This is a genomic window from Rhodococcus sp. ARC_M5 (genome assembly GCF_022810405.1).
In the GTDB taxonomy this organism is placed as follows: domain Bacteria; phylum Actinomycetota; class Actinomycetes; order Mycobacteriales; family Mycobacteriaceae; genus Rhodococcoides; species Rhodococcoides navarretei.
In genome coordinates this window covers 690728-704174 of sequence record NZ_JALGQE010000001.1, presented here as the reverse complement: position 1 = coordinate 704174, position 13447 = coordinate 690728, and the positions used below count along the sequence as shown (strand labels likewise).

Here is a 13447-nt window from a genome sequence, read left to right as displayed (position 1 = left end):
ACCCTTGCAGCGGTCAGACGCATGCAAGGGTCCATTGACGCGGACGGGGTGGGGTTGGACGGGGACGGGGTGGGGGCGGCGGCCGAACTACTCGAACAGCGTCGAACCCCAGTATTCGGATTCTCCGACGCCGGGTGGGCAGGCGAATACCGCGGATCCCACGTGTTGGATGTATTCGTTCAATGCGTCTTTGCGGGAGAGGGCCAATTGCATCGGGACGAATTGGGTCAGTGGGTCGCGGCAGTAGGCGATGAAGAACAGTCCGGCGTCGAGGTGGCCGAAGCCGTCGGAGCCGTCGGTGAAGTTGTATCCCCGACGCAGGAGCTGGACGCCGCCGAGGTTCTCCTTCGACGCCAGGCGCACGTGCGCGGTCTTGTCGATGAACGTGCCCTCGGGGCCCTGGGACTCGAAATCGAGTGCGTCGAATTCGTCTTTCTGCCCGAGCGGCGCACCAGTTCCCTTGCTGCGGCCGATCACTCGCTCTTGTTCCTTCAACGTGGTGCGGTCCCACGATTCGATCAACATTCGGATTCGACGCGCCACGAGGTACGAGCCACCCGCCATCCACTCTTGATCATCGTCGGCAGAGACCCACACGTTCTCGTCCAGCAACGACGGATCCTCGGCCTTGAGGTTGGCCGTTCCGTCCTTGAATCCGAACAGGTTTCGCGGAGTTGCCTGGGTGGTCGAGGTGGAGGAGGTTCGACCGAAGCCGAGTTGCGACCATTTCACCGACACCGTGCCGAAACCTACGCGAGCAAGGTTGCGGATGGCGTGGACGGCAACCTGCGGGTCGTCGGCGCAGGCCTGGATGCACAGGTCTCCGCCGGAGCGGCGGGGATCGAGGTTGTCGGCCGGAAAATGCTGCAGATCGGCAAGTGATGCAGGCTTTTTCGAGGCCAGATCGAATCGGTCGAACATCGACGGACCGAAGCCGATCGTCAACGTCAGCGACGACGCCGTCAGGCCGAGTGCTTCGCCGGTATCGGCGGGCACGTTGTACTCGCCGCCGTCGACCGCGCCGCCGTCGAATGTCTCCTCGCCATGCACCAACCGCTCGGCCATCAGCGTCCACTTCTTCAGCAGCGCAACGAAGTCCTCGCGAGAATCGGTGGTGATGTCGAACGCGACGAAGTGCATACGGTCCTGCGCCGGTGTGACTATTCCGGCTTGATGGTCTCCGCGAAAGTCGACGACGTCCGATGTGGGCACCTCGGCACCGGAGGCCGTTGCATGTCCTGCGAGGGCCCCGACTCCCACGAGCGCAGCACCGGTCCCGACGGCGCCGAAGAGGCGCCGTCGGGAGAACTGCCCGGTCTTACTGTCCGGCGACGACACCCTGCACCTGACTCACTTCGGCGGACAAGGCGTCGATCTTGTTCGAGAGTTCCTGGCGCTGCGGCTCGGTCACGGTGTCGTAGAACACGAAGCCGTCCCCGCTGCGGTACTTGGCGAGTTCGGCATCGAGCTCGGCGAAGCGGGCGTCGATGGCGGTGCCGAGCTCGGCGTTGCGCTCGTCGAGGATGGGGCGGACGGCAGCAATGGCCGCCTGTGAGCCGTCGACGTTGGCCTGGAAGTCCCACAGGTCGGTGTGCGAGAAGAAGTCCTCTTCACCGCTGATCTTGGTCTTGGCGACCTCGTCGAGCAATCCCTGTGCGCCACCGGCGACCTGGATGGGGTCGATCGTGAAATCCTCGGCCTTGATCTTGTCTGCGAGTTCGGTGATGTCGGCCTCGAGCTGATCGGCCATCGCGTTCGTGTCGGGCTGCATTCCCTGCGTCCACAGGTCCTTCTCGATGCGGTGGAAGCCGGTCCATTCGGCTCCGGGCTCCACGTCGGGCTCACGCAGGTCGATGCGCGGGTCGAGGTCGTCGGGGAAGCTCTCGGCGACTGGCTCGATGCGCTCGTAATAGCTACGCGCGATGGGGAACTGGGCCTTGGCTGCGGCCACGTCCCCGCTCTTGACGGCGGTGACGAACGACGTCGTGGTCTCCTGCAGTGCATCGATCTGGCTGACGACGTAGCGCTTGTAGCCCGCAGCCGCCTCGGTGAGCAAGCCGTCCTCGTCTGTCGAACGTACCGAGTCGCCAGTGACGACGTAATCGGCGCGGATGCCGTCGCCCACCATGCCTGCCTTGCAGGCGGTTTGGTATGTGCCGGGGTCGGGCAGGGCGACGATGAGCTGCCGCGTCAGGCCGGGTCCGATGTTCTCCACTTCGCCCATGACGCGGTCACCCTCGCCGTAGACGTAGAACTCGGTGACCTTGCTGCCGTTGTTGGTGATCTGGAACGTCGAGTTTCCGGTGGTGCCCTCGGAAGCGCCGACGTCGCAGGAGGAGTCGGTTGCGGTGACGGCAATATCGCCCGACGCGGCCTCGGTGGAGGACTTCTCTGTGCATCCGGCCAGAGCCATCGGCAGAACCGCGACGGCGGCCAGAGCGTAGGTGGAACGACGCATGGTGGTGGTGCCTTTCAGGAGGATTGCAGAGCAGGCTCGGGAGTCGCGGGAACGCGAACCGGGCGGAGGAAGAGGTAGAGGACGACCACGATGTAGAGCACCCACGCGATCGCTTGGAACACAGTGGGTTCGGGCCGGAAGTTGAAGATGCCGGCGAGCACGGTGCCGTACCAGCTCGAGGCGTCGAAGTGTGCGGTGATGTCGAAGGCGACAGCACCGCCGCCGGGCAGGATGCCGCCGATCTGCAGCGCGCGGATGCCGTAGGCGAGGATTCCGGCGGCGACCACGATGAGGAAGATGCCCGTGTATTTGAAGAACACGGCGAAGTTGATGCGCACGGCACCGAAGTACAGAAACACCGTCAGCACGGCAGCGACGACGATGCCGAGCAGGAGTCCGAGCAGTGGCCACAGGCTGCCGTTGGTGTTCTCGGCGTAGCCGACCATGAGCAACGCGGTTTCGACGCCTTCGCGGCCGACGGCGAAGAATGCCAGCGTCAGCACCGCGGCGGGGCCGACGGTCAGGGCCTTCTCCATGTTCGCCCGCAGTTCGCCGGAGATGTTCTTCGCGGCAGTGCGCATCCAGAGGACCATCGCGGTCACGATGACCACGGCCACGAGCGATGCTGCTCCGGCGATGATCTCGGCGGTCAATCCGGTGACGGTGGACGTGCCGTAGTGGATCACGAAGAAGATGGCGGCCACCATCGCGACGGCCAAGCCGACTCCCAGCCAGACCCATTTGAGAGCGTCGCGTCGGTCGGCCTTGACGAGGAACGCGACGAGGATCATCACCACGATGCCGGTCTCGAGGCCCTCGCGCAGCCCGATCAGGCCACTGCCGAACATCTGGGTGGCGATCGACGGCGCAGATCCTGCGGCGGCCAGTACAGACACGGATGGTGCTCCTGTTGTGCGTCGAACATTGGTACGCCTTGCCTCGCGAAGGGTAGGCGACCCTCATGCGTGAAGGTTGACAGAAACATACACCCTGGAGCACCGTCCGAATGCACGTTGACCTGGGGTTTTCTCCGCCTTTAGCTTTCTATTACCTTGCGTGTGCAGGATGGTGAGGTGATCTCACGAATCTGCGTGCTCGCCACCGCGTCGGTCCTCCTTGCGCTCACCGCGTGTGGCAGCGGCGACCCGAAGCGTGAGATTCCCGAGGGCATTCCGCCCGGGCCCGGCACCGAGGTGCCTGCCATCGACTTCAATGCCCCGGGCCGGACAGCGGATCTGCTGCTCGCGTGGGCCGAACCTCAGACCGAGGCGCTGGGCATCTCGGTGACGGCCCTCGCGTCGTACGGGCACGCTGCCGCGATCATGACCGAGACCGATGCCGACTGCGGAATAGCCTGGACGACGCTGGCGGGCATCGGATACATCGAGAGTAGACACGGGACCTACCAGGGTTCGTCCGTGCAGCCCGACGGACTCGTCGCGCCGCCGATCCGCGGTATTCCGCTCGACGGCGGGCCGGGCGTGGCGGAGATTCCGGATACCGACGGCGGCGTCATGGACGGTGACACCGTGTTCGATCGGGCCATGGGCCCCATGCAGTTCATCCCGGAGACGTGGAAGAAATGGGGCGTCGACGCCAACGGGGACGGCATCGCAGATCCGGACAACATCGACGACGCGGCGCTGACCGCGGCGCGATATCTGTGTGCACGCGGCGGTGATCTGCGGACAGCGCAGGGCTGGGAGAGCGCCTTGATGGCGTACAACCTCTCGGGTCAGTATCTGCGTGACGTGCGTGATCGAGCGGCCGCGTACTCGGTGGGCACCAGGCCGTAGAAACTCCGTGCATCGCGGGCAGTGCGGGGGAGCGGCTAGTCTTGCACCCGGCACAGTCCGCCGGTCCCCGTTACTAGGAGAAGCATTCGTGGCCATCATTGAGCAGGTCGGAGCTCGCGAGATCCTCGATTCCCGTGGCAACCCCACGGTTGAGGTCGAGGTCGCATTGGACGACGGGACGTTGACCCGTGCAGCCGTTCCCTCCGGCGCATCCACCGGTGAGCACGAGGCCGTCGAGCTTCGTGACGGCGGAGACCGCTACGGCGGCAAGGGCGTCGAGAAGGCCGTGAACGCGGTGCTCGACGAGATCGCGCCCGCGGTCATCGGCCTCGACGCCATCGAGCAGCGCACCGTCGACCAGGCTCTGCTCGACCTCGACGGCACCCCCGACAAGTCCCGCCTCGGCGCGAACTCCCTGCTGGGTGTCTCGCTCGCCGTCGCGAAGGCCGCCGCAGAGTCCACCGGCCTCGAGCTGTTCCGCTACCTCGGCGGCCCGAACGCCCACATTCTGCCCGTCCCGATGATGAACATCATCAACGGTGGCGCACACGCAGACAGTGGCGTCGACGTGCAGGAATTCATGATCGCGCCGATCGGTGCGCCCACGTTCAAGGAGTCGCTGCGCTGGGGTGCCGAGGTCTACCACGCACTCAAGTCCGTGCTCAAGGCCAAGGGCCTGTCCACCGGACTCGGTGACGAGGGCGGCTTCGCTCCCGATCTCGCCGGCACCAAGGCGGCCCTCGATCTCATCCTCGAGGCCATCGGCAAGACCGGCCTGAAGCCCGGCCAGGACGTCGCCCTCGCCCTCGACGTGGCGGCCACCGAGTTCTACACGGCAGGCACCGGCTACGCCTTCGAGCGTGAGACCAAGACCGCCGAGCAGATGTCGGCGTTCTACGGCGAGCTCGTCGACGCCTACCCGCTGGTCTCCATCGAGGATCCGCTCGACGAGAACGACTGGGACGGCTGGGTTGCACTCACCGAGTCGATCGGCGACAAGGTGCAGCTCGTCGGTGACGATCTCTTCGTCACCAACCCCGAGCGTCTCGAAGACGGCATCGTGAAGGGTGCGGCGAACGCGCTGCTGGTCAAGGTCAACCAGATCGGCACGCTCACCGAGACCCTCGACGCCGTCGATCTTGCGCACCGCAACGGCTACAAGACGATGATGAGCCACCGGTCCGGCGAGACCGAGGACACCACCATCGCTGACCTGGCAGTTGCCGTCGGCAGCGGCCAGATCAAGACCGGTGCTCCGGCTCGAAGCGAGCGCGTGGCCAAGTACAACCAGTTGCTGCGTATCGAAGAAGCTCTGGGCGATGCGGCGCGTTACGCCGGCGAGTTGTCTTTCCCCCGGTTCAATTACGAGGGATAGCGAACAGGTACGTATGGCACGAAGTGGAGAGTGAATGATGGCACGGCGCGGCAGGTCCGGGACCAGTCCAGGTGGACGTGATCCCCGACCCCGCGGCCGCTCCTCCTCTTCGAGTCGGTCCAAGGCCGGGGGCGTCTCTCGCGACGGGAACGCCTCCGGCCGGCAGGCCACCCCACCGGAACCTTCCGAGCAGGTGCGCGACGCGGTGGTCGGCGGCAAGGCCGCTCCCCGGCGCGTCGGTGCCCGTCGACCGAAGATGCCCGAACGGACGTTCTTCGGACTGTCCACGGGACGAGCCGTCGTTCTCGGTGTCGTGGTGTGTGCGCTGGCGTTGACGCTGGCTGTGCCGCTGCGCACGTACTTCTCGCAACGCAGTGAGCTCGAGTCCGTGTTGGCCGAGCGGGCAGCGCTGGAGAAGGACGTAGAGGCTCTGCGGGTGCAGAAGTCTCAGCTCGACGAGCCGTCCCGCATTGCGGCCGATGCACGTGAACGACTGCGTTTCGTCATGCCCGGGGAGACGCCGTACCAGGTGCAGCTGCCCGGCGACTACTCGCCGAGCTCCGAGGACCTCGCGGTGGACGACACTCCGACGGGTCCGTGGTTCACCGAACTGTGGAACACCGCGGTCGAGCCCCAGGGTTCGGACGAGCCGCAGGAGCCGACGTCCGCACCGATGCCCCTCGTACAGCCAGAACCCGCACCGGCTCCGCCGCCGGTGCCAGAACCAGAAGGAGGACCGGTCGGGTGAATTCCTCGGCAGTCTCGCAGGAAGATCTCGATGCGGTCGCATCGCAGCTCGGACGTGAACCGCGTGGCGTACTCGAGATCGCGTACCGATCTCCGGACGGCAGGCCGGGTGTGGTGAAAACCGCCCCGAAGCTGCCCGACGGCACGCCTTTTCCCACCCTGTTCTATTTGACGGATCCGCGGCTGACGGCCGAGGCCAGTCGGCAGGAATCGGCGGGAGTGATGCGGGAGATGACCGAGCGTCTGGGTACCGATCCCGAATTGGCTGCCGCATACCTGCGCGCCCACCAGTCCTATCTGGCCGAGCGCGACGAGATCGAATCTCTCGGAACGGATTTCACCGGCGGCGGCATGCCCGACCGTGTCAAGTGTTTGCACGTACTGATCGCGCACTCGTTGGCCAAGGGGCCGGGCGTCAACCCGCTCGGTGACGAGTCCGTTGCGTTGGCAGCCGAGAACTCGTTGCGCGGCAAGGCTATTCCGGCCGATTGGCCGACCATCGAAGAACTACGTGCGGAGAAACAATGACCAGGGTTGCAGCAATAGATTGCGGCACCAACTCGATCCGCCTGCTCGTCGCCGACAACAACGGCAAGTCCCTCGCCGACGTCTCGCGTGAGATGCGAGTGGTGCGGCTCGGGCAAGGCGTCGACGCGACGGGAGCTTTCGTGCCCGAGGCGATCGAGCGCACCCGGGTGGCATTGGTGGAGTACGCAGAGATCATCCGAAAGACTGGGGCGACGGCGGTGCGGATGGTCGCAACCTCGGCCACCCGAGACGCGTCGAATCGCGAGGACTTCTTCTCGATGGTGCGGGAGGTACTCGGCAAGGTCATCCCCGGTGCCGAGGCCGAGGTGATCACCGGAGACGAAGAGGCGCGGTTGTCCTTCGCCGGTGCGGTCGGTGAACTCGACTCTGCTGCAGGGCCTTTCCTGGTCGTCGATCTGGGCGGCGGTTCTACCGAGCTCGTGCTAGGCGACGCCAAAGGCGTGAAGTCGGCGTTCTCGGCGAACATCGGTTGTGTGCGCCTGACCGAACGATTCCTGCATTCGGATCCTCCCACCGCGGACGAGATCAACGGTGCGCGTGAGTATGCCCGCGAGAAGTTGGCGGAGGCATTCGAGGAAGTGTCGATCGGCGACGCGTCGAGCTGGGTGGGGGTGGCCGGCACGATGACGACTATCGCGGCTATCGCCAAGGAACTGCCCGAGTACGATGCAGACGCGGTGCACCTGTCACGTGTGCCCTTCGATCAGCTCTTCGAGGTGTGCGAGCGACTGATCGGCATGACGCATACGCAGCGAAGTGCGTTGGGCCCCATGCATCCCGGACGGGTCGACGTCATCGGCGGCGGTGCAATTGTGTGCAGCGTATTGGCCGAGGAATTCGAGCGACGCGGTGCCGTGAGCTCGTTGACCGTCAGTGAGCACGACATCCTCGACGGCATCGCGATGTCCATCAAGATCTGATCTGCAATTCTGCAGATGCGGTCTGCAGCGATGTAGGTTGCATCGCTGCATGTTTCGGTGAAACCTTGCAGGTGCTGTGGCCCACGTCACGGCTCCCTTCGAGGTGAGGACCACCGATGACGTCACCCGCCGAACAAGCACCGGCACCGGCCGACCAGGCGCCGGCCGAGAAAGGGCTGGCTCGCGTAGCGCAAGCGCTCGCCAAGGGGACCGAGAAGTGGTTCCCCGATGCGTACATCTTCGCCCTCGTCGGCGTGGTGGTCGTTGCCGTCGCCGCCTTCGCCAACGGCTCGTCCCCGCAGAATGTGGTCGACGCGTTCGGAAACGGCTTCTGGGACCTGACTGCGTTCACGCTGCAGATGGCGATGGTCGTTCTGACCGGCTACGTCGTGGCCACATCTCCACCGGTCGCCAGATTGATCACCCGATTGGCGCAGGTGCCTAAGAGTTCCAGTAGCGCAGTCAGTTTCGTGGCTCTGCTGTCCTGCTCGGTGTCCTTCCTGAACTGGGGCCTGAGCCTGGTGTTCGCCGGGCTGCTGGCCCGGGCCATCGCGCGACGCGACGATCTGCGGACGGACTACCGAGCACTCGGAGCTGCGGCATTCATGGGACTCGGAGCCGTGTGGGCCCTCGGAATGTCGTCCTCGGCTGCGCAGTTGCAGGCGACGGCCAGTTCGCTTCCGGCGACGCTGCTTTCGGTGACGGGTGTACTCGACTTCGGAACCACCATTTTCACGTGGCAGTCGTTGCTGATGTGCGTGATCATCATCGTTCTCACGGTGGCCATCGCGCACTTCTCTGCACCCAAGGGCGCGGCGATCAAAACCGCCGAGGACATGAACGTCAGTTTGGACGACACCGTGTCCGAGCCTGCTCCGCGCAGTCGACCAGGGGAATGGCTCGAGTACAGCAGAATTCTTCCACTCTTCGTGGGCGCGATGACCCTGGGATGGCTTGTCTCCCAACTGTTGACGCTGCCGGTGCTGTCGGTGGTCAGTAGCCTCAACGGGTATCTCCTGGTGTTCCTGATGCTCGGGCTCGTACTGCACGGCACTCCGCGGCGCTTCCTCGATTCGGTCAGCAAAGCGGTGCCCGCGACCGCCGGCATCCTGGTGCAGTTCCCGCTCTACGCCGCAATGGCGGCGATGTTGACCGAAGCGGAGGGTCGGGGAGGCGTCACGATCTCCGAGCACCTTGCGAACTTCTTCACCGACATCGGCAGCGGTGGCGGATTCGCCGTGGTCATCGCGATCTATACCGTCGTGCTCGGCCTGTTCGTTCCATCCGGCGGCGGCAAGTGGCTCGTCGAAGCGCCGTACGTCATGCAATCCGCGACAGACGTGCAGATGAACCTCGGCTGGACCGTCCAGATCTACAACGTGGCCGAGGCGCTGCCGAACCTGATCAACCCGTTCTTCATGTTGCCCTTGCTGGCAGTTCTGGGTCTGCGAGCGCGAGATCTGATCGGATTCACGTTCCTGCAGTTCATCTTTCACTTCCCGGTGGTGCTGCTGCTCGTGTGGCTCCTCGGTATGACCTTCGACTTCGTGCCGCCGGTCATCCCGGCGCAGTAGTAGCCCGATATGATCGTCACCGCTGGAGGCAGTCTCCGGCGGTGGCCCCTATAGCCCAATTGGCAGAGGCAGCGGACTTAAAATCCGCACAGTGTCGGTTCGAGTCCGACTGGGGGCACCAGAGTCCATATGGATCCAGATTTCTGAACCAGGACAGTGCTTTTCGGGTGGTAGCGTGGACGTCAGCGGCCAACCATGGATCTGAGTGGACCACTGGGGCAGCGGATTTGAGATCCGCGATGTGTGCAGGTTCTTCGTCCTCGCATCTTGCAATTTGTGCAGCTCAGAGCCGGTTTTTGTGTTCGACGGCCGTGTTCGCGCTTGTCTGGGTGTCACGAGGCTGTCACAACTGGCGTGATTTCCGCGTGTTGTGGACGCGGGGACTACCTGCGGGGAGAGTTGCAGGGACGTGGTCGAGCACGGGATGCATAGTGCGGGTCTAGTCGTTCTTCTGCATGAAAGCGAAGAACGACTCGATCGCGGCATTGTCACTGCACGCCCCGACCTGCCCCACTGAACCTCGTAACCCTCAGCGAGACAGGGAATGCAGGAAATTCCTGGACCGGAACTGACTACGGAGATCCGAGTGTGTGATCGTCCGCACCGAGCCTCATTGCGCCCCAGTATCATTCAAAGCGGAAACCGCCAACGAGGCAATTTTTACTGGCGTCGATCGATTAACCTGCCCTGCCTGTGCGTGCGCGGCAGAGGGATCCCTTCGTGGTCGATGGTCTGATGCTCGCGGCAGGTGTGGTCAGAGGCTGCATCGGGATCCGGCGGGTGGTGTCTCGAGTTGGAGTAGGTAGTTGCTGACGATTCGGTCGACGCATTCGCTGCCGCCTACGAGGTAGGCGCCGTGTTGTTTTCCTTCGACCGTGAGAAGGCTTCCGCCGAGGGCATCGGCCATTTCGATGCCGCCTTCGTGTGGGGTGGCGGGGTCGCCGGTGACGGACACGATGAGCGTTTCGGGTAGGTCGGCTTTGCCCTCGAGCCACGGCTGTTCACGGGTGGGCGGTGCGGGCCACGACCCACACTCGCCGTAGTACTGCCCTCCGGTGAAGGACTCGATGTCGTACATCGGCGCGATCTGCCCATGCTCGCGCGCGGCTGCGGTCTGTTCCTCCGGTGTCAGTCGGGGCCAGTCCATGCAGCGCACGATGTTTTGGGTGTCCAGATCGGTCGTGTAGGTGCCGTCCTCGGTACGGCCGTACCAACTGTCGCGCAGAGCAAGCATCATGTCGGGATTTCCCTTGTCGAGCTCGGTCAGGGCGGAGATGATCTGGGCCAAGTGGCCTCGGAGTACAGTCCGGAGCTGATGCCGTTGTAGACGTCCCAGATGTTGAGTTCTCGGCCGTCCGTGCTTCGAGCCGGCGAGACGACCAACGGTTCGACGATCTCGTGCAGGCGCTCGTTCACCGCTGTGGGATCGACTCCGAGCACACAGTCACTCGATTGCGCGCACAGTGCGGCGAGGTCGTCGAAGCGGTCCTGAAAGGCTGCGAACTGGGCCGCCCGCAACTGCGTCGGTGTCATCTTGGGGGACACAGCACCGTCGAGTACGACTGCACGGACGTTCTCGGGATACCTCTCGGTGTACATCGCGCCGATCTCGGAGCCGTAGCTGTAGCCGAGGAACGTCAACTTCTCGTCTCCGAGGACCTCGCGCATGAGGTCCATGTCGCGAACGACGTTCATCGACCCGGCGTTGACCAGGTTCTCCACACTGCCTGAGCCGTCGATGCAGCGTTCGGCGAACTCTGTTGCCTCCTCGGCGGAATTGATGTCGTTGACTACCCCGAATCGGAGGCCTTTGCCGGTGTCGTACTCCTCGTCGGTGTAGCAGTCCAGCGCGGGGGTGGACCCTCCTATTCCGCGTGGGTCGAACCCGACGATGTCGAAGCGCTCGATGACGGGGCTTTCCTGCCACAGCGTGGAGGTAGATGCAACGAGGCCGGTGCCGGAACCTCCGGGTCCGCCCGGGTTGATCAGTACGGATCCTTCGGATTCACCCGTGGCGGGGATGCGCAGGAGAGCGATCTGCGCCTGGTCACCGTCGGGCTCGTCGTAGTCGATGGGAACCTCGACCGAGGCACACTCGAGGGCAGGGTTGGCGAACAGTTCGGCCTCGGCGCTGTTGCTAGCGGTATCCTCGCACGTGCCCCAGTCGAGTGATTGCTCGAGGTACGCGCCAAGTTCTGCATCGGTTTCGGGCTCGGGGGACGGTGTCGTCGAGGTGCAGGCGGACAGTAGAAGTGCTGCGGTCACGGTTGCAGCGACACCTGCCACCGGATGTCTGCTGGGGTTCTGGTTACGGCGCTGCAGTGGCATTCATTTCTCCTCGGTTGGGGCTACTCGTGGGCGAGGGGCCGGTGGGTTCGAGCGATCCCGGGTTCTTTCGGGGTGGTCATTGGTGCCCCGCCCAGGTGGGGACGTCATGCCTCGATCCCATCGGTGTCGACGTCCAGGAGGCGGTTGTGGCGGAAGGTAAGTGCTCGTTCGATAGCGACAAGACCTGCGGTGACCGTAAGTGCGGAGTTCGTCCATGCCGGCAAGTCGATCGGTGAGCGCAACGGTGTGAATCGGTCCGACCAGAGCGGCAGCTCGGAGATCAGTTCGAGCGCTTGGGGCGCGAGCATGACCAGGTTGACCGTCAGCACGATGACGGCGCACAAGGACAGGGCACGGCTGATTCTCGGGTGTCGACGGTCGAGACGGGCGCGCCAGAATTCAGGCGTTCCGGGTGCCGGGTCGAGGCGTCGCTCACCACCGTCAGCGCGGATCAGGTGAATCCTGTGCATGCCGTATCTGCCCGCGACGACCTCGATGCTGTCAGCCCCGAGCGGGAATCGGACCGGCATAGCGGACGTCTGTGCATGTCGACCGTCTCGGTAGAGCGACGCACTCCCCGACACGTGGTCTACATCGACTATGACTTTCGACGTGCCGGACAGGTCGACGAAAAATCGCGTGCGTTCCAACGTTAGCGACGGGCGAAACGGCGGCAATGTCGCGCCCGGTGCGGGAGCGGGCGTCGACCATGCTCGGTCGTCCCCGAGATCGTCGATTCCACCAGAGTCGCCGGCGTCATCGAGTCCGTCGGCGTCGCGAGAACCTTGTTGCAACGCCCAGGTCCTGGGGTCCAGCCAATTACTCACGTCCGGTCCTCGTTGGCAGCGACGCCGAAGGGCGCAACGTCGGAATTTCTAGCATCGTCATGCTAATAAAACTAGCACGCTTATGCTATCCGCGGCTAGAGTGGAGCAATGCCTCAACGAGTTGACCCGGATGCTCGCCGGGAACAGGTCGCCGACGCCGTGATCGACGAGATCGCTGAACGAGGTCTGCAGTCGGTGACCCTCGCTCGTATTGCCGCACGTACGGGCTTGGCCATCGGGAGCATCCGGCACTATTTCGGCAACAATGTCCGCGAGCTCATGCGGTTCACCTTGAGCGTCCTGATCCAACGCGCAGAAAATCGTGTCCCCGCCCTGTCTCTCGACCCAGCGGCACGGATCGTGGACGTGATCACCTTTACTGCTCCGACCAGCGAACAGGAGCACAAAGAGAACATCGCCCTCGTCCAATACCGAGTGATGGGACGCGTTGACGCTGAGATCGGTACCGAAATCGCCGTCTCGAGCGCCGCGGCTGCGACCGCGATAACCTCACTCCTGCGCGCGGCGCTGGCCGACCGCATCATCGACGAACACGCTTTGCAGCGCGAGACGCTGCTGCTCATCGCTCTGGTCGAAGGCTTCTCGCTCAGCTCCGCCCTGGCCTCCACTCCGTTGCACACAGCAGATGTGCGAGCCATCGCGGAGTCCAGCATGGAACGCCTCCGCGATGCCTATCCGCCATTGCGGAAGGACAAGGCGTGATTCGCGGACATGCCCTCGGAGACCGTTCTCGAGGCGACAGACCGAGCGAGAAACGCGTGCCTGTAGCGATTCGCGTCGATCTCACTCTGTTCGAGCATCCTCGGACGCACGCCCGCGTTGGCAGATGTCATATGCAGACTGCTCAGCAAA

At 64.2% G+C, this 13447-nt stretch carries 13 protein-coding genes, 1 tRNA gene and 1 pseudogene; 8 read left to right on the top strand and 7 right to left on the bottom strand.

Annotated features, from left to right (window positions below; translation table 11 throughout):
• Positions 1-87: 87 nt before the first annotated feature.
• From efeB to efeU, 3 genes are read right to left on the bottom strand one after another with little or no spacing between them, the layout of a single operon-like run.
• On the bottom strand, positions 88-1338 hold the full coding sequence (gene efeB, locus MTX34_RS03090; RefSeq protein WP_243608404.1) for an iron uptake transporter deferrochelatase/peroxidase subunit: 1251 nt from the start codon (positions 1336-1338) through the stop codon (positions 88-90).
• Entirely contained in the window at positions 1319-2458 is a 1140-nt protein-coding gene (gene efeO / locus MTX34_RS03085) for an iron uptake system protein EfeO (RefSeq protein WP_243608403.1), read from the bottom strand. Before efeO ends, efeB begins: the two co-directional genes overlap by 20 nt.
• Before the next feature lie 14 nt (positions 2459-2472).
• Positions 2473-3354 (bottom strand): iron uptake transporter permease EfeU, encoded by an 882-nt coding sequence (efeU, locus tag MTX34_RS03080; protein ID WP_243608402.1) that lies wholly within the window; start codon positions 3352-3354, stop codon positions 2473-2475.
• 177 nt (positions 3355-3531) lie between these two features.
• On the opposite strand from efeU, the gene MTX34_RS03075 reads away from it, so the two are divergent.
• The 7 genes from MTX34_RS03075 to MTX34_RS03045 all read left to right on the top strand — a co-directional run bounded on the left by MTX34_RS03075 (position 3532) and on the right by MTX34_RS03045 (position 9540).
• Positions 3532-4254 (top strand): lytic murein transglycosylase, encoded by a 723-nt coding sequence (locus MTX34_RS03075; RefSeq protein WP_243608401.1) that lies wholly within the window; start codon positions 3532-3534, stop codon positions 4252-4254.
• 88 nt (positions 4255-4342) lie between these two features.
• Complete coding sequence (gene eno, locus MTX34_RS03070; RefSeq protein ID WP_243596249.1) at positions 4343-5629, top strand: phosphopyruvate hydratase; 1287 nt, start codon at positions 4343-4345, stop codon at positions 5627-5629.
• Positions 5630-5822: 193 nt separating this feature from the next.
• Positions 5823-6377 (top strand): septum formation initiator family protein, encoded by a 555-nt coding sequence (locus tag MTX34_RS03065; RefSeq protein ID WP_243608400.1) that lies wholly within the window; start codon positions 5823-5825, stop codon positions 6375-6377.
• Positions 6374-6904 carry a DUF501 domain-containing protein gene (locus MTX34_RS03060; protein ID WP_032377244.1) on the top strand — a complete coding sequence of 177 codons (531 nt, stop codon included), beginning with the start codon at positions 6374-6376 and terminating at the stop codon, positions 6902-6904. The genes MTX34_RS03065 and MTX34_RS03060 overlap by 4 nt, the downstream gene beginning before the upstream one ends.
• Positions 6901-7845, top strand: a complete 945-nt coding sequence (locus tag MTX34_RS03055; RefSeq protein ID WP_243596252.1) for a Ppx/GppA phosphatase family protein — start codon at positions 6901-6903, stop codon at positions 7843-7845. Before MTX34_RS03060 ends, MTX34_RS03055 begins: the two co-directional genes overlap by 4 nt.
• Positions 7846-7961: 116 nt before the next feature.
• Positions 7962-9419, top strand: coding sequence for a short-chain fatty acid transporter (locus tag MTX34_RS03050; RefSeq protein ID WP_243596253.1), 1458 nt, complete (start codon positions 7962-7964; stop codon positions 9417-9419).
• 44 nt (positions 9420-9463) lie between these two features.
• Positions 9464-9540: transfer RNA gene (locus tag MTX34_RS03045), tRNA-Leu, on the top strand.
• Positions 9541-9864: 324 nt separating this feature from the next.
• On the opposite strand, the pseudogene MTX34_RS03040 reads toward MTX34_RS03045, so the two are convergent.
• The 4 genes and pseudogenes from MTX34_RS03040 to MTX34_RS03025 all read right to left on the bottom strand — a co-directional run.
• Positions 9865-10023, bottom strand: a pseudogene (locus MTX34_RS03040) (IS3 family transposase); the annotation flags it as partial.
• 150 nt (positions 10024-10173) lie between these two features.
• Positions 10174-10707, bottom strand: a complete 534-nt coding sequence (locus tag MTX34_RS03035; protein ID WP_243608399.1) for an alpha/beta hydrolase — start codon at positions 10705-10707, stop codon at positions 10174-10176.
• On the bottom strand, positions 10683-11747 hold the full coding sequence (locus MTX34_RS03030; RefSeq protein ID WP_243608398.1) for an alpha/beta fold hydrolase: 1065 nt from the start codon (positions 11745-11747) through the stop codon (positions 10683-10685). The genes MTX34_RS03035 and MTX34_RS03030 overlap by 25 nt, the downstream gene beginning before the upstream one ends.
• 104 nt (positions 11748-11851) lie before the next feature.
• Positions 11852-12574 (bottom strand): hypothetical protein, encoded by a 723-nt coding sequence (locus tag MTX34_RS03025; protein ID WP_243608397.1) that lies wholly within the window; start codon positions 12572-12574, stop codon positions 11852-11854.
• A 108-nt stretch (positions 12575-12682) separates the two neighbouring features.
• Between MTX34_RS03025 and MTX34_RS03020 the strand changes: the two genes are divergently transcribed.
• Positions 12683-13297: a TetR/AcrR family transcriptional regulator gene (locus tag MTX34_RS03020; protein ID WP_243608396.1), complete on the top strand. Its 615-nt coding sequence runs from the start codon at positions 12683-12685 to the stop codon at positions 13295-13297.
• Positions 13298-13447: the final 150 nt, after the last annotated feature.

Coding starts and splice junctions, on each gene's coding strand:
- MTX34_RS03055 (WP_243596252.1), top strand. CDS start 6,901: ATGACCAGGGTTGCAGCAATAGATTGCGGCACCAACTCGATCCGCCTG.
- MTX34_RS03030 (WP_243608398.1), bottom strand. CDS start 11,747: ATGCCACTGCAGCGCCGTAACCAGAACCCCAGCAGACATCCGGTGGCA.
- MTX34_RS03020 (WP_243608396.1), top strand. CDS start 12,683: ATGCCTCAACGAGTTGACCCGGATGCTCGCCGGGAACAGGTCGCCGAC.
- efeO (WP_243608403.1), bottom strand. CDS start 2,458: ATGCGTCGTTCCACCTACGCTCTGGCCGCCGTCGCGGTTCTGCCGATG.
- MTX34_RS03050 (WP_243596253.1), top strand. CDS start 7,962: ATGACGTCACCCGCCGAACAAGCACCGGCACCGGCCGACCAGGCGCCG.